This is a genomic window from Streptomyces sp. NPDC046335, from assembly GCF_055587985.1.
Map to the genome: position 1 here is coordinate 155,555 of NZ_JBVJFF010000017.1, position 17,680 is coordinate 173,234.

Annotated in this window: 16 protein-coding genes; 9 read left to right on the top strand and 7 right to left on the bottom strand. The window is 72.8% G+C overall.

All coding sequences use genetic code 11. From position 1 onward, the window contains the following. Positions 1-162 precede the first annotated feature (162 nt). The 5 genes from ACZ6JY_RS35015 to ACZ6JY_RS35035 are packed head-to-tail and all read right to left on the bottom strand — an operon-like array spanning position 163 to position 6,295. Complete coding sequence (locus tag ACZ6JY_RS35015; RefSeq protein WP_469202588.1) at positions 163-1,092, bottom strand: S66 peptidase family protein; 930 nt, start codon at positions 1,090-1,092, stop codon at positions 163-165. Between the two features lie 14 nt (positions 1,093-1,106). Next, the gene (locus ACZ6JY_RS35020) at positions 1,107-3,119 is read right to left on the bottom strand and encodes a dipeptidyl-peptidase 5 (protein ID WP_469202590.1); all 2,013 of its coding nucleotides are present in this window, start codon (positions 3,117-3,119) and stop codon (positions 1,107-1,109) included. Between the two features lie 2 nt (positions 3,120-3,121). Beyond that, positions 3,122-4,486, bottom strand: coding sequence for a M20/M25/M40 family metallo-hydrolase (locus ACZ6JY_RS35025; RefSeq protein ID WP_469202592.1), 1,365 nt, complete (start codon positions 4,484-4,486; stop codon positions 3,122-3,124). Next, on the bottom strand, positions 4,479-5,312 hold the full coding sequence (locus tag ACZ6JY_RS35030; RefSeq protein ID WP_469202594.1) for a M55 family metallopeptidase: 834 nt from the start codon (positions 5,310-5,312) through the stop codon (positions 4,479-4,481). The genes ACZ6JY_RS35025 and ACZ6JY_RS35030 overlap by 8 nt, the downstream gene beginning before the upstream one ends. An 11-nt stretch (positions 5,313-5,323) precedes the next feature. Then, entirely contained in the window at positions 5,324-6,295 is a 972-nt protein-coding gene (locus ACZ6JY_RS35035; RefSeq protein ID WP_469202645.1) for a GHMP family kinase ATP-binding protein, read from the bottom strand. Positions 6,296-6,443: 148 nt separating this feature from the next. Between ACZ6JY_RS35035 and ACZ6JY_RS35040 the strand changes: the two genes are divergently transcribed. The 6 genes from ACZ6JY_RS35040 to ACZ6JY_RS35065 all read left to right on the top strand — a co-directional run bounded on the left by ACZ6JY_RS35040 (position 6,444) and on the right by ACZ6JY_RS35065 (position 12,528). Further along, positions 6,444-7,436, top strand: a complete 993-nt coding sequence (locus ACZ6JY_RS35040) for a pyridoxal-phosphate dependent enzyme (protein WP_469202596.1) — start codon at positions 6,444-6,446, stop codon at positions 7,434-7,436. Between the two features lie 61 nt (positions 7,437-7,497). Next, a complete protein-coding gene (locus ACZ6JY_RS35045) occupies positions 7,498-8,334 on the top strand; it encodes a Rossmann-like domain-containing protein (RefSeq protein ID WP_469202598.1) in 837 nt (278 codons plus the stop codon). Further along, on the top strand, positions 8,331-9,602 hold the full coding sequence (locus tag ACZ6JY_RS35050; protein ID WP_469202600.1) for an MFS transporter: 1,272 nt from the start codon (positions 8,331-8,333) through the stop codon (positions 9,600-9,602). Before ACZ6JY_RS35045 ends, ACZ6JY_RS35050 begins: the two co-directional genes overlap by 4 nt. Positions 9,603-9,643: 41 nt before the next feature. Further along, on the top strand, positions 9,644-10,696 hold the full coding sequence (locus ACZ6JY_RS35055) for a FecCD family ABC transporter permease (protein WP_469202647.1): 1,053 nt from the start codon (positions 9,644-9,646) through the stop codon (positions 10,694-10,696). Between the two features lie 25 nt (positions 10,697-10,721). Next, entirely contained in the window at positions 10,722-11,489 is a 768-nt protein-coding gene (locus ACZ6JY_RS35060) for an ABC transporter ATP-binding protein (protein WP_469202649.1), read from the top strand. 40 nt (positions 11,490-11,529) lie between these two features. Then, the gene (locus tag ACZ6JY_RS35065) at positions 11,530-12,528 is read left to right on the top strand and encodes an ABC transporter substrate-binding protein (protein WP_469202602.1); all 999 of its coding nucleotides are present in this window, start codon (positions 11,530-11,532) and stop codon (positions 12,526-12,528) included. Positions 12,529-12,530: 2 nt separating this feature from the next. On the opposite strand, the gene ACZ6JY_RS35070 is transcribed toward ACZ6JY_RS35065, so the two are convergent. Together ACZ6JY_RS35070 and ACZ6JY_RS35075 are read right to left on the bottom strand one after the other, a co-directional pair. Continuing rightward, positions 12,531-13,391: an SMP-30/gluconolactonase/LRE family protein gene (locus ACZ6JY_RS35070; RefSeq protein WP_469202605.1), complete on the bottom strand. Its 861-nt coding sequence runs from the start codon at positions 13,389-13,391 to the stop codon at positions 12,531-12,533. Continuing rightward, complete coding sequence (locus ACZ6JY_RS35075) at positions 13,388-14,158, bottom strand: IclR family transcriptional regulator (protein WP_469202607.1); 771 nt, start codon at positions 14,156-14,158, stop codon at positions 13,388-13,390. Before ACZ6JY_RS35075 ends, ACZ6JY_RS35070 begins: the two co-directional genes overlap by 4 nt. Before the next feature lie 237 nt (positions 14,159-14,395). Here ACZ6JY_RS35075 and ACZ6JY_RS35080 point away from each other — a divergent pair, with 237 nt between their 5' ends. From ACZ6JY_RS35080 to ACZ6JY_RS35090, 3 genes are all read left to right on the top strand, one after another. After that, entirely contained in the window at positions 14,396-15,562 is a 1,167-nt protein-coding gene (locus tag ACZ6JY_RS35080; protein ID WP_469202609.1) for a mandelate racemase/muconate lactonizing enzyme family protein, read from the top strand. Then, positions 15,559-16,587 (top strand): zinc-dependent alcohol dehydrogenase, encoded by a 1,029-nt coding sequence (locus ACZ6JY_RS35085; RefSeq protein ID WP_469202611.1) that lies wholly within the window; start codon positions 15,559-15,561, stop codon positions 16,585-16,587. Before ACZ6JY_RS35080 ends, ACZ6JY_RS35085 begins: the two co-directional genes overlap by 4 nt. A 120-nt stretch (positions 16,588-16,707) precedes the next feature. Continuing rightward, on the top strand, positions 16,708-17,676 hold the full coding sequence (locus ACZ6JY_RS35090; RefSeq protein WP_469202613.1) for a hypothetical protein: 969 nt from the start codon (positions 16,708-16,710) through the stop codon (positions 17,674-17,676). Positions 17,677-17,680: the final 4 nt, after the last annotated feature.

A 17,680-nucleotide genomic window follows, 5' to 3' on the forward strand; every position in this document is an offset into this window, starting at 1 on the left:
CTGAGGACGGCCGACGGCGGACGGCAGCGCGCACCCAGGAGGGCGACAACCGGCGTCTACTGGCCGGTAAGTACCGGCGTGCTCATGCTGTGACACGTGTCAGGCGAAGGTCAACGCTCGTGACAGCGGTTTTTTACCTGGCCGGACTCCGCCGCACCGGCCCTAACCGAGCGCGGGCATGTCCAGTGTCAACGTCCCCGCGTCCGCGTCGAGTTCGCCCGCCGCCCCGAACGGCACGGTCAGCGCCCCCGGACAGTGGCCGAAGCCGAACTCCTCGGCCACCGGGACGCCGAGTCCGCCGAGCCGGTCGGCGAGGACGGCGCGCACCTCGTCGTAGGGCCCGCACTCCTGCCAGGAGCCGAGCGCGATGCCCGCGACCCCCGTCAGCCAGCCCGCGCGCAGGAGCTGGGTGAGGACGCGGTCCAGGCGGTACGCGTCCTCGCCTATGTCCTCCAGGAAGAGCAGCCCGCCGCGCGCGGAGGGCCGTGCGTGCGGCGTGCCCAGGTCGGCGGCGAGCAGCGACAGGCAGCCGCCGAGCGTGACGCCCCTTGCCCTGCCCCCGGCGAGCGCGCCCGCGCCCTCGGGGGCGGTGATCACCCGGGCGTCCTCGGGGGTGAACAGGGTGGTGCGCAGGTGGTCCTGGGCCCGCGCGTTCCTCAGGAAGTCATCGGCGGCGGTCATCGGGCCGTGCAGCGTGGCGACACCGAGCCGTGTGGCGAACGCCTCGTGCAGGGCGGTGATGTCGCTGTAGCCGAGGAACACCTTGGGCGTGGCCCGCCGCATCGCGTCCCAGTCCAGGAGGTCCACCATGCGCTGGGCCCCGTACCCGCCCCGGGCGCAGAGGACGGCGGCCACGGACGGGTCGCACCACGCCTGCTCCAGGTCGCGGGCCCGGTCGGCGTCCGTGCCCGCGAGGTAGCCCAACGCGCCGTGCGTGTCCAGGACATGGGGCATGACGGACGGGTCCAGGTCCCAGCCGCGCAGGATGTCCAGGCCGATCTGGAGCCTGGCCTCGGGGACGGGGCCGCTCGGCGCGACGACGGCGACCCGGGCGCCGGGCGTCAGACGCGGCGGGCGTACGAGAGGGCTCACCGGCCTCACCGGCCTCACTTGTCGAGCTCCAGGGTCGGGACGCGGCCTGCGAGCGCGATGGCGAAGGCCTGTGCGTACAGGGAGAGTTCGGCCTCCAGGGCGCGGACCATGGTGTCGGCGCGGCGGAAGCCGTGCCCCTCGCCCTCGAAGGCGATGTAGGCGTGCGGCAGCCCGCGCCGCTGCGACTTGGCGAGGAACTCCTCGGACTGGGCGGGCGGGCAGACCACGTCGTCGAGCCCCTGGAGGAGCAGGAAGGGCGCGGTGATCCGCTCGGCGTGTTCGAGGGGCGAGCGCTCCGCGTACCGTCCGGGCACCTCGGCCAGCGGTCCCACGATGGACTCCAGGTAGCACGACTCCAGGTCGTGGGTGCCTCCGGAGGCGAACGCGGTGAGGTCGAGCACCGGATAGATGATCGTGCCGCAGGCGTAGACGTCCGTGGTGGCGAGCGACGCGGCCGTGGTCCAGCCGCCCGCGCTGCCGCCCCTGATCGCGAGCCGTGACCGGTCGGCGGTGCCCTCGTCGGCCAGGGCGAGGGCGACCGCCGCGCAGTCGTCGACGTCGACGATGCCCCACTGCTCGCGCAGCCGCTCGCGGTAGGCGCGGCCGTAGCCGGTGGAGCCGCCGTAGTTCACCTCGACGACGCCGATGCCGCGCGAGGTGAAGTAGGCGATGGCGAGGTCGAGGACGAGGGGTGAGCGGCTGGTGGGGCCGCCGTGCGCCCACACCACATAGGGCGGCAGCTCGTCGTCGGGCGCGATGTGGCCGGGGTGGTGCGGCGGGTAGACGTGCGCGTGGATCTCGCGTCCCGCGGGGCCGAGGAAGGTGCGGATCTGCGGTTCCGGGTAGTACGTGGGGTCCACGGGGTCGTCGTGGGCGGCGCCGACGACCCGGGCGTGGCCGGTTCCGGTGTCCAGCTCCACGACCTCGTACCCGCTGCGGGGGCTCGCGGCGACGCCGAGCACCCGGGGGCCGTGCGCGGCGACGCCTGCCGCGAACTCCGTCCAGGGGCCCGCCGTGTCGACGACCTCACCGGTCTCGGGGTCGAGTATGCCGAGGCTGGAGGAGCCCTTGCCGTGCACGACGGCGATGAGGCCGCTGTCGAGCGGTGCGAACCAGTTCAGGCCGATCTGCCACAGCGGGCCCGCGAACTCCTCCTCGCGCGGGCAGAGCGGCCGTACGCCCGCCGGGTCGTCCGGGGCGGCGCGGTACAGGTTCCACCAGCCGCTGCGGTCGCCGGAGAACAGCAGCCGCCCGTCGGGGGCCCACTCCACCTGGGCGATGGACTCCTCGGGGCCGCCCGCGAAGGTCTGGGCCCGGCCGAAGGTGCCGTCCGCGCGGACCTCGGCGACGATCAGTTCCGTGCCGTCCCAGGGCATCCGCGGATGGTCCCAGGCGACCCAGGCGACGCGGCCGCCGTCGGGCGAGAGCCGGGGCCCGGTGACGAAGCGGTGGGCGCCGTCGGAGAGCTCGCGCACCGCGGCCCTGTCATCGGCCGCCGAGCCGTCGAGCGGCACGGCGACGATCACCCGCCGCACGTCGGTGGGCGCCTCCCCGGTGAACTCCTCGCACACGCACCAGACCTCGCCCCGGTCGAGGCGGATGACCGGGTCGGCCCAGCGCAGGCCGCCGCCCACGGCGGAGAGCGGGGTCAGGGGGCGCGGCTCGGCACCGGGGGCGTCGGGCTCGTACGCGTACAGGCGCTGGTCGGCGAAGTCGACGAAGACCAGCAGCGGCCCCTGTGGCCGGTCGGCACCGGCCCAGGGGCGGCCGCCGTACTCCACGACGCGGCTGCGCGCGTTCCACGGCGCGGGCAGCACCGTCCGCTCCTCGCCGTCGGGCATGCGCCGCACCAGCGCGCGGCGGCCGCCCTCGCCGGGCCGCGGCTCGGTCCACCACGCCTCCGCGCCGACGTAGCCGACGTACCCCGGAGCGCCGTCGTGGGCGGCGGCGAGCTCGGCGTCGATCGGCGACGGCCATGATCCGTACGCCCGGGTCTGCTTCATGTCCTTCTCGTCCCCCAATGTCATTCCTAGGCCGTACGGAGAAAGCGGTCGAGGACACGGACGCCGAAGTGCAGTGCCTCGACGGGCACCCGTTCGTCGACTCCGTGGAAGAGCGCCTGGTAGTCGAAACCCTCCGGTGTCCTCAGTGGTGAGAAGCCGTAGCCGGTGATGCCGAGGCGCGAGAACTGTTTGGCGTCCGTGCCTCCCGACATGCAGTACGGCACGACGTGCCCCTCGGGCGCGAACTCCTCGACGGCTGCGCGCATGCGCGCGTACGTCGGCGAGTCGACCGGCGCTTGCAGCGCCACCTCGCGATGGTGGAACTCCCAGTCGACGTCAGGCCCGGTGAGTCGGTCAAGCGTGCTACGGAACTCTTCCTCGCCGCCGGGCAGAAAGCGGCCGTCGACGTAGGCCACGGCCTCCCCGGGAATCACATTGACCTTGTAACCCGACTGGAGCATCGTCGGATTGGCGCTGTTGCGGACCGTGGGCTCGACGAGCGCGGCGGTCGGGCCGAGCTTCTCCAGGAAGTCGTCCACGTCGAATCCCCGCGCCTCGGGGTCGCCCTCCAGGCCGTAGAGCGCGCCCAGTTCGGCGAGCGCGGCCCGCACGGTCGGGGTGAGCCGCACCGGCCACCGGTGCTCGCCGATGCGGGCGATGGCGGCGGCGAGCCTGCTCACCGCGTTGGCGCGGTTGACCTTGGAGCCGTGGCCCGCCTTGCCACGCGCGGTGAGCTTGAGCCAGCCCGTGCCGCGCTCTCCGGCGGCGATCGGGTAGAGCTGGTTGCCCCGCCCGTCGTGGAAGGTGAAGGCCCCGGACTCGCTGATGCCCTCGGTGCAGCCCTCCAGGAGCGGGGCGTGCTTCTCGGCGAGGAATCCGGAGCCGTCCTCGGCGCTCGCCTCCTCGTCGGCGGTGAAGGCGATCACGATGTCGCGCCTCGGCCGTACCCCGGCGCGTGCCCAGCTCCTGGCGACGGCCAGGATCATCGCGTCCATGTTCTTCATGTCGATCGCGCCGCGGCCCCAGACGACGCCGTCGCGGATCTCCCCGGAGAAGGGGTCCACGCTCCAGTCGGCCGCCTCGGCGGGCACGACGTCGAGGTGGCCGTGGACGAGGAGCGCGTCGGCGCCGGGGTCCGTGCCCTCGATGCGCGCGACGACGTTGGTGCGCCCCGGGCTGCGCTCCAGGAGCGTGGGGGTGAGGCCCGCGTCGGCGAGGCGCTCGGCGGCGTACTCGGCGGCGGGCCGCTCACGGCAGTCGCCGTCGCCGCGGTTGGTGGTGTCGATGCGGATCAGCTCGGAGGTGAACGTCACGACCTCGTCGAGCGCCCGCGCGTCCACCTGGCCGTCGCCCTCCCGGTCCCGCTCCTGGTCGTATCTGTGGTCAGCCATACTGCTCCTCCACGGCGGCGGAGGCGATCGTCGTAACCGCCTTGAAGGTACGGATCCCCTCGTACATCGTCTCGCTGTCGTAGGCGACCCTGCGCTCCCCCGTCCGGCGCACGCCGGGTACGACGGTGGACGCCATCGACAGGTGCTCGGCGTCGAACTCGACCTCGACGGTGAACGGACCCGCCGCCACCGGCTCCCTGCGGCCGGCGAGCGCGGCGGCCTCCTTGGCGGCGGCGCGGATGTCGGCGGCGGTGCGGGCCGGGGTGCGGCAGACGGCCGCGTAGCGCGAGACGTGGTCCTTGACGGCGACCTTGAGCGCGCCGGGCGCGTAGCCGAGGGCGTCCTCGCAGGCGAGGTCGTCGCCGGTGACGAGCACCACGGGGACGCCGAACTCGGCGACGACGTGCGAGTTCAGGAGCCCCTCGCTGGCGCGTACGCCGTCGACCCATACGCCGGTGATCTGGTTGGCGAGGTAGGTGTGGGCGAGGACGCCCTCCATGCCCGCGCCCGCGTGGTAGCCGACGAACGCGATGCCGTCGACGTCGCCGTGCTGGACGCCCTCCACCATGGACAGCGACTTGTGCCGTCCGGTGAGCATCTCGGCCCGCTCGTCCAGCTGCTCCAGCAGGAGGTTGCGCATGGTCCAGTGTGCTTCGTTGACGAGCACCTCGTCGGCCCCGCCGTCGAAGAAGCCGAGCACGGCCGCGTTCACGTCCGAGGTGAACATCGACCGGCAGCGTTCCCACTGGGCGGTGCCCGGCAGCACGTCGGCCGGCCAGGTCACTCCGGTGGCGCCCTCCATGTCGGCGCTGATGAGGATCTTCATGCTGCGTCACGTTACGCGTGGGGGCGGCCGCCGTTCCAGCCCGAGACGGCGTTCGCGGCCGTGTCGAAGCTCAGCGTCCGGTAGACCTCAACGCCGCCCGCCAGCTCCGCGCAGGCCTGGGCCGCCGCCGTCACGCGCCGGGTGTACGAGGGGTCGGTGGCGTCGAGCAGTATCCCGAGCGTCGTGCCGCTGTGGCCCACCGCGACGCCGAGGCCGCCGACCTCGCGGCAGATGGCCCGCATCGGATCGAGGGCGTGCTTGTGGCGCAGGGTCTGGTTCATCAGGGCGCTGCGCGTGGCGATCCTGCCGACCTCGGCGAGGTCCCTGCCGCGCACGGCGTCGGTGAGCCCGGCGAGCAGCTCCGCGTAGGCGCGCCGGTCGGCGGCGGTGAACGGCTTGGGGATGCGGTTGAAGTCCACGGTGTCGACCGAGCCGCCCTCGTCGACGCCGACCACGGCCATGGCGGGCAGCGACCCGAGGACCGAGCGGAGCCGGACGCTGCGGTGGTGGAAGGCGACGATCGCGGGGTAGAGCACGCCGTCGGTGGGCTCGATGCGGGCCAGGAGCCGTTCGATGCGGGCCGGCGGCATCGCGACGTCCAGGGCCCTGCCGACCGCCCGAGCGGTGGCGACCAGGTCGGCGGAGGAGCTGGCGAGGCCCTTGCCCTCGGGGATCACGCTGCTGACGGTGAGCACCCCGCCGCGCGCGGGGCCGCGGGGCGCCGACGCGGCGATCATCCGGGCGAGGCGCAGCGCCTTGGTCTTGCGCGGCGGCCACACCTCGATGCCGCCGGACGCGGAGCCCTCGCGGAAGGTGGCCATCGTCCACCGGGCGACCGGCAGCGTCACGAGGAAGTCCCCGTCGTCCTCCGGCAGTACGCCCTGGAGCAGCTCGCCGAAGGTGCCGAAGGCGGTGCCCACCCCCGTCCTCGCCGATGCCCCCCTGCGGGGCGGGCGGGGCAGGACTGCGGCCTCCTGGGACAGCTTCACGCGACTCCTCTCGACTGCGCGGGGCGCGCGGCTCGCCGCCCGGCGTGGACCAGTGTGCCGACCTTACCCGGTCTTGACAATCATTTTCATCTAGTGTGATGCTCTCGTCCTCTTCCGCTCTCAGTCCACGGGGGTCCCAGCCATGCACGCGCACATCGCAGAAGCGGTGAAGAAACCCGACCTGATATCCCTCGAACCCGGCCTGGCCTGCCTCCGGTTCGAGACCATGAAGGTCTACTCGGCCCTCGGCGCCGTCCGGCACCTGCTCGACACCGGGGCGGTGCGACCGGGCGACACGCTCATCGACAGCTCCAGCGGCATCTACGCGCAGGCCCTGGCGCTCGCCTGCCACCGCTACGGCATGAAGTGCCACATCGTGGGCTCCACGACCGTGGACCGCTCGACCCGCGTCCAGCTCGACATCCTCGGCGCCACCCTGGAACAGGTCGCGCCCTCCAAGGACCTGCGCCTGGACCAGGAGTTGAGGGTGCGGCGCATCGCCGAGATCCTGGCCGACAACCCCTCGTACCACTGGATGCGCCAGTACCACGACGCCATCCACTACTACGGCTACCGCGAGGTCGCCGAGTCGATCTGCAAGGACATCCGCAGCGGCCCGCTCGCGCTCGTCGGCGGTGTCGGCTCCGGCGCCTCGACGGGAGCCATCGCGAGCTATCTGCGCGAGGCCGGACGGGACGTGACGCTGGTGGGCGTGCAGCCCTTCGGCAGCGTCACCTTCGGCTCCGAGCACGTCGCGGACCCGGACATGATCATCGCCGGGATCGGCAGCGCCATCCCGTTCGACAACGTCCGGCACGAGCTGTACGACCGCGTGCACTGGTTGAACTTCGACTGCGCGGTGTCCGGCGCGGTCTCCCTGCTGCGCACCAGCGGCATCTTCGCCGGGCTCTCGGCGGGCGCCGCCTACCTCGGCGCAATCTGGGAGCGGCGCAGGGACGACTCACGCACCTACGTCTTCATCGCCGCCGACACCGGCCACCGCTATGTCGACAGCGCCTACGCGAAGCACGAACAGGCCCCGGACATCGACACGTTGAAGCCGCACGAGATCACCTCGCTCGACGAGCTGCGTCACCCCTGGTCCACCACGGCCTGGCCCACCGTCACCTCTTAAAGGCTTCCGGCCCCCGGCTCAAGGCCTGCGGCCCACGGCAACCCCCTCAGAGAGAACACACATGTCACACCCCACACTCCACACCGTCGCGGACCTCACCGACGCCGTCCTCGCCGGCGCCCACGGGCCCGACCCGGCCGAGCTGACCGTCACCAGCGCGTTCTGGCTGTACAACACCACCCGCCTCGCGGGCGGCGACGTCACCTACCACAACCACTACCTGCTGTTCCGCGTCGGCGACGCCTTCGGCGCCTGCTCCTTCGAGGCCGGTGAACTCGCCCCCGAATTCTGCGAGAACGCCTCAGGCCAGCCCCTGGCCAAGCTGCTCCGCCATGAGTCGGCGGCCGTGCGCACGGCCGCGCTCGACGCCTACCTGGCCCGGGTGAGCCCGCACCGCGACGCCCCCGACGCCGAGCGCGTCATGCTGCCGACCGGCACGCCCGAGGTGCGCGCCGAAGCCCGTGACGCGGCCGTCGCCGGGCTGCTCGACATCGCGCCCGGCGCCAAGGTCGCCCTGATCGGCGTGGTCAACCCGCTGGTCGCGGCGATACGTGAGCGGGGCGGCGTCTGCCTGCCCTGTGACCTCAACCTCCGTACGACCGCCTGGGGCGACCCGGTCAGCGACGACATGACCGAGGTCCTCGCGCAGGCCGACGCCGTGGTCGCCACCGGCATGACGCTCAGCAACGGCACCTTCGACCTGATCCTGCGGCACTGCGTCGAGCACGGGACGCCGCTGACCGTCTACGCCCAGAGCGGCAGCGCCGTCGCCCGCGCCTTCGTCGGCTCGGGCGTGACCGCGCTGAACGCCGAGCCGTTCACCTTCTCCCAGTTCAGCGCCGACGCCACGCCGATGTACCGCTACCGCGCCGCCCTCGGAGACGGAGCGGGTGCGTGAGCGTCGACGCCGTCAACAAGCCGGTGCCCGACGACACCGAGGAGCCCGTCCCCGGCGACCTGCGGATGGCCCGCACCCTGTGGCCCGTGCTGCTCGCCTCCGCCGTGGGCCTGCTGCCGTTCACCGTGTTCAGCACCTACCTCGTCCCCATCGCCGACGAGGCGGGCAGCAGCGTCGCCGCGATGGGCGGCCTGCGCGGGCTCGGCGGCCTCGCCGCCCTGCTCGTGGGCACCGCCCTGGCCCCGTTCATCGACCGCGTCCCCAAGGAGTGGGCGGCGGCGGGCGCGCTCGTCGCGCTCGGCGTCTCATCGGCGCTCGGCGCCGCCGGGGGCTTCGCCCTGTTCGCCGTGTTCTGCCTGCTGGTCGGCGCGAGCACCGCCGTCCTGAACCCGGCGCTCACCGCGGCCGCCGCCGACCGCTTCGGCACCGGCAAGGCGGCCGGGCGCGCGGCGACCCTGGTGACCGCGACGACGTCCATGACCGCCATGCTCGCGGCGCCGGTCATCGCGGTGCCCGCGCTGTTCTGGGGCTGGCAGGGCGACCTGTTCGCCGTGACCGCGCTCTCGCTGCTGCTGGCCGTGGTGTTCGTGGTCCGGCGCGGCAAGCCGCGGGAGACGGACGCCTCGGAGAGCGCGCCCCGCATCGGCTACCTCGCCTCGTTCAAGGCGCTGGCGGCGGTACGCGGTGTGGTGCCGCTGCTGCTGATCGGGTTCCTGCGCACCGCGGTCTTCATGGGCTACCTGTCGTACCTGGCGGCCTTCTACGAGGAGCGGTTCGACCTCGACGCCGGGCTCTTCACCCTCGTATGGACGCTCAGCGGCGCCGCGTTCTTCGTCAGCAACCTGCTCACCGGGCGCGTCACCAACTCCGCCGCGCCGCGCGTCAGCACGGAGCGCATGCTCGGCATCGGTCTGGTGGCGGCCCTGGTCTCCGTCGTGGGCTTCTACTTCACGCACTGGCTGCCGCTCGCCCTCGCCATGACCGCGCTGCACGCGGCCAGCCACGCGATCGTCGCCGCCTGCGTGGTCAGCCTCCTCGTACGGCGCTGCGGCACGGCGCTGCGCGGCTCCGCGCTGAGCCTGAACGCCGCCGGACAGAGCCTCGGTGTCTTCGCCGGCGCGGCGCTCGGCGGCGCGGGCCTCGGCCTGGCCGGCTACCCGGGCACCGCCGTCGTGTTCGGCGCCCTGGTCGTCGCGGCGCTCGGCGCGGCCGTCATGGTGCCGCGCGGCCTCCGGGACGACGACGTGGCGCGGGCGGAGGGCACGTGAGCACTGTCGCGGAGGCAGTACCGCTGAAGTCCCGGACCGCGCTGCGGGACCGGCTCGCCTCGCCGAAGGCGCTGGTGGCGACCTGCGTCGCGCTCTTCCTCGTCCTCGTCGCGTCCGTCGTCGTCGCGATCGGTCTCGGCGCGGCCCTCGTGACGCCCGCCGAGACCGCCCGCTACCTGTGGGCGGCGCTCAGCGGCGGGCGCGTCGCCGCCGACGACATCACCACGTACCAGATCGTCTGGCAGATCCGGACGCCGCGCGTGCTGCTCGCCGCGCTGGTGGGGGCCGGTCTCAGCGCGGTCGGCGTCGCCATCCAGGCGATGGTGCGCAACGCCCTGGCCGACCCCTTCGTCCTCGGCGTCTCCTCGGGCGCCTCGGTGGGCGCAGTCGGCGTGACGGTGACCGGAGGGCTCGCCGCGCTCGGTGTCTACGCCGTCTCCGCCGGGGCCTTCATCGGCGCGCTCGTCGCCTCGTTCCTCGTGTACGTGGCGTCGTCGAGCCGGGGGGTGCTCTCACCGCTGCGGCTCGTCCTGACGGGCGTGGCCATGTCCCTGGGCTTCCAGGCCCTGATGAGCGTCATCATCTACTTCGCGCCGGACAGCGAGGCCACCGGGATGGTCCTGTACTGGACCATGGGCAGCTTCGGCGCGGCCAGTTGGGGCGCGCTGCCCGTCGTCGCCGCCGTCGTCCTGCTCGGCCTCGCCGTGCTGTACCGGCACGGGCGCACCCTCGACGTCCTCGCGCTCGGCGACGAGACCGCGGCGAGCCTCGGCGTGAGCGCCGACCGGCACCGCAAGTCCCTGCTCGTGGTCGTCTCGCTGATCACCGGCGTGATGGTCGCGGTCAGCGGGGCGATCAGCTTCGTGGGGCTCGTCATGCCGCACCTGGTGCGCATGGTCGTCGGCGCGGGCCACGCCCGGGTCCTGGCGGTCGCCCCGCTGGTCGGCGCGGTCTTCATGGTCTGGGTCGATCTGCTCTCCCGGACGGTGGTCGCCCCGCGCGAACTGCCGCTCGGCGTCATCACCGCGCTCGTGGGGGTACCGGTGTTCATCACGCTCATGCGCCGCAGGGGCTATGTCTTCGGGGGGCGCTGAGATGGACCTGGTCCCCTCCGGCGAAATGGACCTGCGCGTCGACGGGCTCGGCGTCACCGTCGACGGAAAGAGCCTGGTCCGCGACCTGTCGCTCGACGTGGCGGACGGCGAGGTCGTCGGCCTCGTCGGCCCGAACGGCAGCGGCAAGTCGACGGCCCTGCGCTGCGTCTACCGCGCGCTGCGCCCGACGGCCGGCACCGTGCGCATCGGCGGCGACGACATCACCCGCCTGCCGATGCGCCGCACCGCGCAACTGCTCGCCGCCATGACCCAGGACGGCGCCGTCGACCTCGACTTCACCGTGGAGGAGGTCGTGGCGCTCGGCCGGGCGCCCCACCAGCGGGGCAACCAGGCGCTGAGCGGACGCGAGCGGGAGCTGTGCGCGGCGGCGATGGAGCGGCTCGACATCGCCCGCCTGGCCAAGCGCGGCATCCTCACCCTCTCCGGCGGTGAGCGCCAGCGCGTCCTGCTGGCCCGCGCCCTCGTCCAGGAGCCGCGCGTCCTCGTGCTCGACGAGCCGACCAACCACCTCGACATCCGCCACCAGGTGGAGATCCTCTCCCACCTGCGGGGCGCCGGCCTCACCGTCCTCGTCGTCCTGCACGACCTCAACCTCGCGGCCGCCGCCTGCGACCGGATCGGTGTGCTCCGCGAGGGACGCCTGGTGGCCTGCGGGACCCCGAAGGACGTACTGACCGAGACGCTGGTCGCCGACGTCTTCGGCGTACGGGCGACCGTCGTGCCGCACCCTCTGACCGGCGACCCGCAGCTCCTGTACGCCCTCCACTCCTGAACCACCCACCCGCACCATCTGCGAAAGGCACCTACTCCCCATGTCCCACACCCGCTCCATCGCCCTGGGGTCCGCGCTCGCGGCCACGCTGCTCCTGAGCGGCTGCGGCGCCGAGGTCGACTCGGGCGGCGACGCCAAGGCCGCCGAGAAGGCCACCGTCAAGAGATGCGGCGAGCCCGTCTCCTACCGGGTGCCGCAGCGTGCCGTGGCCTACGAGGGCGGCAGCGCCGACAAGCTGTTCAGCCTCGGCCTGACGAAGCACGTGGCGGGTTACGTGATGCCGCCCGCCAATCCGCCGGTGAGCGAGTCGCCCTGGGCGTCGGAGTACGCCAAGGTGAAGATGCTCAGCGACGACCTGCTCAACAAGGAACTCGTCGTCGAGGCCAAGTCCGACTTCGTCGTCGCCGGCTGGAACTCCGGCTTCAGCGACCAGCGCGGCATCACCCCGAAGATCCTGGACAAGCTCGGCATCCAGAGCTTCATGCACACCGAGAGCTGCTTCAACTACCCGAAGTATCCGCAGAAGGTCACGCCGTTCAACGCGCTCTACAGCGACCTGGAGCGGCTCGGCAAGATCTTCCGGGTCGAGAAGAAGGCCGGACAGGTGGTCGGCGGCCTGAAGAAGCGCGTGGCGGCCGTCAAGGAGAAGGCGCCCAAGGGCGGCGACCCGGTGCCGGTCTTCCTCTACGACTCCGGCACCGACCAGCCGTTCACCGCGGGCAGCCAGGTGCCGCCCAACGACATCATCAAGGCCGCGGGCGGCAGGAACGTCTTCGACGGGCTCGACGAGCGCTGGACCCAGGTCAACTGGGAGGCCGTCACCAAGGCCGAGCCCGAGGTCGTCATCATCTTCGACTACGGCGACCAGCCCGCGAAGAAGAAGATCGAGTTCCTGAAGAAGTCCCCGCACACCAAGGAGCTGCCGGCTGTCAGGAAGAACAACTTCTTCGTGCTCGACTACAACGAGGGCATCAGCGGGCCCCGCAACATCGACGGCCTGGAGAAGTTCGGGAAGTACCTGCGCGAGCTGAAGCGCTGACGTCAGCCCGCGAAGGCCGTGCCCGGCAGCCCCCGGCCCGCGTCCGGCAGCACGAGCACCGAGCCCGCCAGCGGATGCGGGCGCTCCTGTCCCGCGCGGGCCGTGGTGATGTAGAGGTCGCGCAGCGAGGGCCCGCCGAAGGCGCAGGCGGTGGGGCGTGGCACCGGAAGGCCGATGGTCAGGTCGAGCCGTCCGTCGGGGGCGTACCGGCGGACGGCTCCGCCGTTCCAAAGGGCCACCCAGACGCAGCCGTCCGCGTCGACGGTGAGCCCGTCGGGGTCGCCCGCCCCGTCCTCGATCACCGCGAACGGCCGCCGGCCGCGCGCGTGCCGGCCGTCGAAGTCGAGGACGTCGACGCGCCGCGTGGGGCTGTCCACGTAGTACATGAGCCGCCCGTCGGGGCTCCAGCCCGTGCCGTTGCTCACCGCCACATCGCCGACGCCCGCGCCCTGTCCTGTGGCCGTCCCGTCGGGGTCGACGCGCGTGAGGCCGCCGCCGCCCGGCGCCTCGTCGTAGCGCATGGTGCCCGCCCAGAGGGAGCCGTCCGGCGCCACGGCCGCGTCGTTGCCGCGCCGTCCTGGCACCGGGTCGTGGACCAGCCAGGAGAAGGGGGAGCCGCCGGGCCCGTAAAGGCCGATGCCGTCACGGAGGTTCACCACGAGGCCGCCGCCGGCGCGGGGCTTCGCGGCGCCGACGTGCTGCCCGGTGGCCATGACCGTGCGGCGGCCGTCCCCGGGGGCGTAGGTGTGCACGCGCGAGCCGAGGATGTCGACCCAGATCAGCCGTCCGGTGGCCGCGTCCCAGGTGGGTCCCTCGCCGAGCAGCGCCTCCGCGCGCACCGCGACCTCGTACGCGGTGCTCATCGCGCGTCCCGGTGGCCGAGCCGGACGGACAGGTCTCCGGCGCCCTTGGCGGCGAGCTCGGCCAGTTCCCGCTCGCGCTCCTCGCTCCAGCGGATCATCGGCACGGAGATGGAGAGCGCCGCGACGACCCGGCCCGCGCTGTCCCGCACCGGCGCCGCCACACAGCTCACGTCCGGGTTGGACTCCCGGTGCTCGACCGCGACGCCCCGCTCGCGGATCTCCGCGAGGGCTTCGAGCAGTTCACCGGGGTCGGTGATGCTGTCCGGCGTCATCGCGGCGAACTCCCGCCCGCTGAGGCGGGCTTCGAGCTCCGGCTCCGGCAGCGAGGCGAGCAGCATCTTGCCGACCGACGTGCAGTGCGCGGGGAGACGGCGGCCCGCCGCGGAGACCATGCGCACGGCGTGCGTGGAGTCGACCTTGGCGATGTAGATGACGTCCGTGTCCTCCAGGATGGCGACGTGGACGGTCTCGTCGCAGGTCTCGGCGACCTCGCGGGCCATCTGCTGCCCCTCGGCGGCGAGGTCGAGCTGCTCGGCGTAGCGGCTGCCGAGCTGGTAGGTGCGCACCCCGAGGCGGTAGCGGCCCGGCTGGTCCGGGATCTGGACGAGATACGAACGGGCCGCCAGGGTGGTCAGCAGCTCATGCACCGTGGTGCGCGGAAGCCCCAGCCTGCGGGTCACCTCGGGCGCGGAGAACGTCCCGTCGCCCTCCAGGAACAGTTCGAGTATGTCCAGCGACCTGGTCACCGCGGGCACCAGTCGTCCCATGAATCGGCCTTCCCACCCTGCGCGTCCGAAACCTCGGTCGCTGATCGGTATGACGAACACAGGGTAGGCACGGTGCCGTTCGGGACGCAATGGCCGCCGGGACCGGTGGCCGCGCGCGCCCACGTCCCGCAAGACCGTCCAGCCATACCCATTGACACGTTCCGGCCACCGTGATTACCGTCACGCCAACATTTCGAACGTGTGACGAAATACCGAACAAGTCAAGGGACAACTGCCTTGCGCATCACGGGAATCAGCACGCATGTGGTCGGAACGCCCTGGCGTAACCTCACGTACGTCCAGGTCCATACCGACGAGGGCCTGACGGGTATCGGTGAGACCCGCATGCTCGGGCACACCGACGCGCTCATCGGATACCTCCGCGAGGCGGAGGCCAACCACATCAAGGGGTCCGACCCGTTCGCGGCCGAGGACCTGCTCCGCAGGATGAAGTACGGCGACTACGGCCGGGCCGGCGAGATCGTGATGTCCGGCATCGCGGTCATCGAGATGGCCTGCTGGGACATCAAGGGCAAGGCGCTCGGCGTCCCCGTCTGGCAGCTCCTCGGCGGCAAGGTCACCGACCGCGTCAAGGCGTACGCCAACGGTTGGTACACCACCGAGCGCACCCCGGAGGCGTACCACAAGGCGGCCAAGAGCGTCATGGAGCGCGGCTACCGCGCCCTGAAGATCGACCCCTTCGGCACCGGGCACTTCGAGCTGGACCACGAGCAGAGCCTGTACGCGGTGTCCCTGATCGAGGCCGTGCGGGACGCGATCGGCCCCGATGCCGAGCTGATGCTGGAGATGCACGGCCGGTTCTCGCCCGCCACGGCGATCCGCCTCGCCCGCGACCTCGCGCCGTTCCGCCCCGCCTGGCTGGAGGAGCCGGTGCCGCCGGAGAACCTCAAGGCGCTGGAGAAGGTCGCCGCGAAGGTGGACATGCCGGTCGCGACGGGTGAGCGCATCCACGACCGCATCGAGTTCCGCGAGCTGTTCGAGAGCCAGGCGGTGGACATCATCCAGCCGGACGTCGGCCACATCGGCGGCATCTGGGAGACCCGCAAGCTCGCGGCCACCGCCGAGACGCACTACGTCCTCGTCGCCCCGCACAACGTGGGCGGCCCGGTCCTGACCGCGGCCTCGCTCCAGGTCGGCTTCACCGCGCCGAACTTCAAGATCCTGGAACACTTCAACGACTTCGCCGACGCGGACATCAAGAAGGTCGTCAAGGGCGCGCCGCAGGTCGACCCGGAGACCGGCTGCTTCGAGCTGTCCCACGCGCCCGGCCTCGGCGTCGAGCTCGACACGGACGCCGCCGCGGAGTTCCCGCAGCAGCAGGCCCGCTTCGACCTGTGGGCCGAGGGCTGGGAGAAGCGGGCGCCGGGCGGGGCCGAGGCGTGAGCGACGGGACGGCGAGCAGCCGCGCGGTCGTCGTCGAGCGCCCCGGCGAGCACCGACTCGTCGCCGGGGACGTCCCGGAGCCCGGCCCCGGCGAGGTCCTCGTCGAGGTGGCCGCCGCCGGGATCTGCATGAGCGACCGCGAGGTGTACGACGGTCATCGCGACGCGGCCTACGTGCGCTACCCGGTGATTCCCGGGCACGAGTGGTCCGGGACCGTGGCCTCGGTGGGCGCGGGCGTCGACCCGGCGCTCGTCGGCCGCAGGACCGTCGCCGAGGGGTTCCGGGCGTGCGGCCGCTGCGAGCGCTGCCGGTGCGGGGAGACCAGCCTGTGCGGCGGCGGCTACGCGGAGACCGGGTTCACCGAGCCGGGTGCCTTCGCGGACCATCTGACGGTGCCCGCCCGGCTGTTGCATCCGCTGCGGGACGACGCCGATCTGCGGGCGGCCGCCCTGCTCGAACCCTCGGCGGTCATCGCGGCCGCCGTGCGTGCGGGGCGGCCGCGGCCGGGCGAGCGGGTCGCGGTGGTCGGCGCGGGGACGCTGGGGATGCTCGCCGTGCAGCTCCTGGCGGCGTCCAGCCCCGCGGAGCTGGTGGTCGTCGACCCCCGGGCGGCCCGGGGTGAGCAGGCCCGGGTGTTCGGGGCGACGGACGCGCTCTCGCCCGACGAGGCGGCCGCTGCCGGGGGCGGCTTCGACCTGGTCGTCGAGACCGCGGGGGCGCCGAGCACCGCCGCCTCGTCCTGCCTCCTCGCGCGCAGGGGCGGCCGCGTCGTGCTGACCGGGATGTTCACGGAGGGGGCCGTGGGCATCGACCCGGTGCACCTGTCCCTCAGCCAGCTTGAGGTGCGGTCCGTCTTCGGAGCGTCGTCCGCCGCCTGGTCCGACGCGGTGCGGGCCTTCGGCCTCGGGCTGATCGACCCTGCCCCGCTGATCACGCATGAGTTCTCGCTGGAGGGGTTCGGGGAGGCCATCGCCCTGGTCGGCGCGGGCGATCCGAAGGTCGGGAAGGTGCTGCTGGTGCCTTGAGTCTTTTGCTGCGGGCCGGTTGTGGCTGGTCGCGCAGTTCCCCGCGCCCCTGAAGGGGCGCCTCCCTCGCCCGTACCTCATCATCCGAACCTCGCCCGAGATATCGACCATAGGAGCCCCGTGACCGCCCCCTCCCTCTTCCGGCGCCCCGGCGCCGACGCCCTCGCCCGCATCGGGCACCCCGTGCCGCCGGTCGAGGCGGCCGACGCCTCGCCGCACGCGTTCCCCGACGGCGGAACGTGGCGTACCGAGATCCCCTCCGTCGAGGGCCCCGAGGCGCTCACCGCCGTGCTGAAGGAGAGCGCGCGGCTCGACGTGCCGGTGCACCGGATCAGTCAGGGCAGTGGCGTCTGGATGCTCCGTGACGTCGAGATCACCGAGATGGTGGACTCCTGCGCCGAGCGCGACATCGAGCTCTGCCTGTTCACCGGGCCGCGCGGCACCTGGGACATCGGCGGCTCCACGCGCACCGACTCCGGTGGCGCGGGGCTGCGCGCCCGTGGCCACGACGCGCTCGCCGGGTGCGTCGAGGACGCCGTACGCGCCACGGAACTCGGCGTGAAGTGCCTGCTCGTCGCGGACGAGGGCGTGCTGTGGACGCTGCACAGGCTGCGCGCCACCGGCGTGCTCCCCGCCGACACCACCTTCAAGCTGTCCGCGCTGACCGGTCCGGTGAACCCGGCCGCGTACGCCGTGTACGAACGGCTCGGCGCCGACTCGCTCAACGTGCCGTCCGACCTGTCCCCCGCCCATCTCACCGAGATCCGCCGGGTCAGCCGGGCCCCCATGGACATGTACGTCGAGGCCCCCGACGACCTCGGCGGCTACGTCCGGATGTACGAGGTCGCCGAGCTGATCCGGCGCGGCGCCCCGCTGTATGTGAAGTTCGGCCTCTCCAAGGCCGCAGGCATCTACCCGTACGGCGCCCACCTGCGTGAGCACGCCCTCGCCACGGCCCGGGAGCGGGTCAGGCGGGGCCGGCTCGCCCTGGATCTGCTCGCCCGGCACGGCGCGGACGGCGGCATGTCGCCGCTCGGTTCGCGGCTCCCCGGTGAACTGCGCCGTTTCTCCGTCCCGGAAGGGGACTGAACCC

What these genes read in the sequence shown, in the direction of transcription:
- ACZ6JY_RS35020 (WP_469202590.1), bottom strand. Translation starts at nt 3,119, where the DNA reads ATGACATTGGGGGACGAGAAGGACATGAAGCAGACCCGGGCGTACGGA.
- ACZ6JY_RS35025 (WP_469202592.1), bottom strand. Translation starts at nt 4,486, where the DNA reads ATGGCTGACCACAGATACGACCAGGAGCGGGACCGGGAGGGCGACGGC.
- ACZ6JY_RS35030 (WP_469202594.1), bottom strand. Translation starts at nt 5,312, where the DNA reads ATGAAGATCCTCATCAGCGCCGACATGGAGGGCGCCACCGGAGTGACC.
- ACZ6JY_RS35040 (WP_469202596.1), top strand. Translation starts at nt 6,444, where the DNA reads ATGCACGCGCACATCGCAGAAGCGGTGAAGAAACCCGACCTGATATCC.
- ACZ6JY_RS35045 (WP_469202598.1), top strand. Translation starts at nt 7,498, where the DNA reads ATGTCACACCCCACACTCCACACCGTCGCGGACCTCACCGACGCCGTC.
- ACZ6JY_RS35060 (WP_469202649.1), top strand. Translation starts at nt 10,722, where the DNA reads ATGGACCTGCGCGTCGACGGGCTCGGCGTCACCGTCGACGGAAAGAGC.
- ACZ6JY_RS35065 (WP_469202602.1), top strand. Translation starts at nt 11,530, where the DNA reads ATGTCCCACACCCGCTCCATCGCCCTGGGGTCCGCGCTCGCGGCCACG.
- ACZ6JY_RS35070 (WP_469202605.1), bottom strand. Translation starts at nt 13,391, where the DNA reads ATGAGCACCGCGTACGAGGTCGCGGTGCGCGCGGAGGCGCTGCTCGGC.
- ACZ6JY_RS35075 (WP_469202607.1), bottom strand. Translation starts at nt 14,158, where the DNA reads ATGGGACGACTGGTGCCCGCGGTGACCAGGTCGCTGGACATACTCGAA.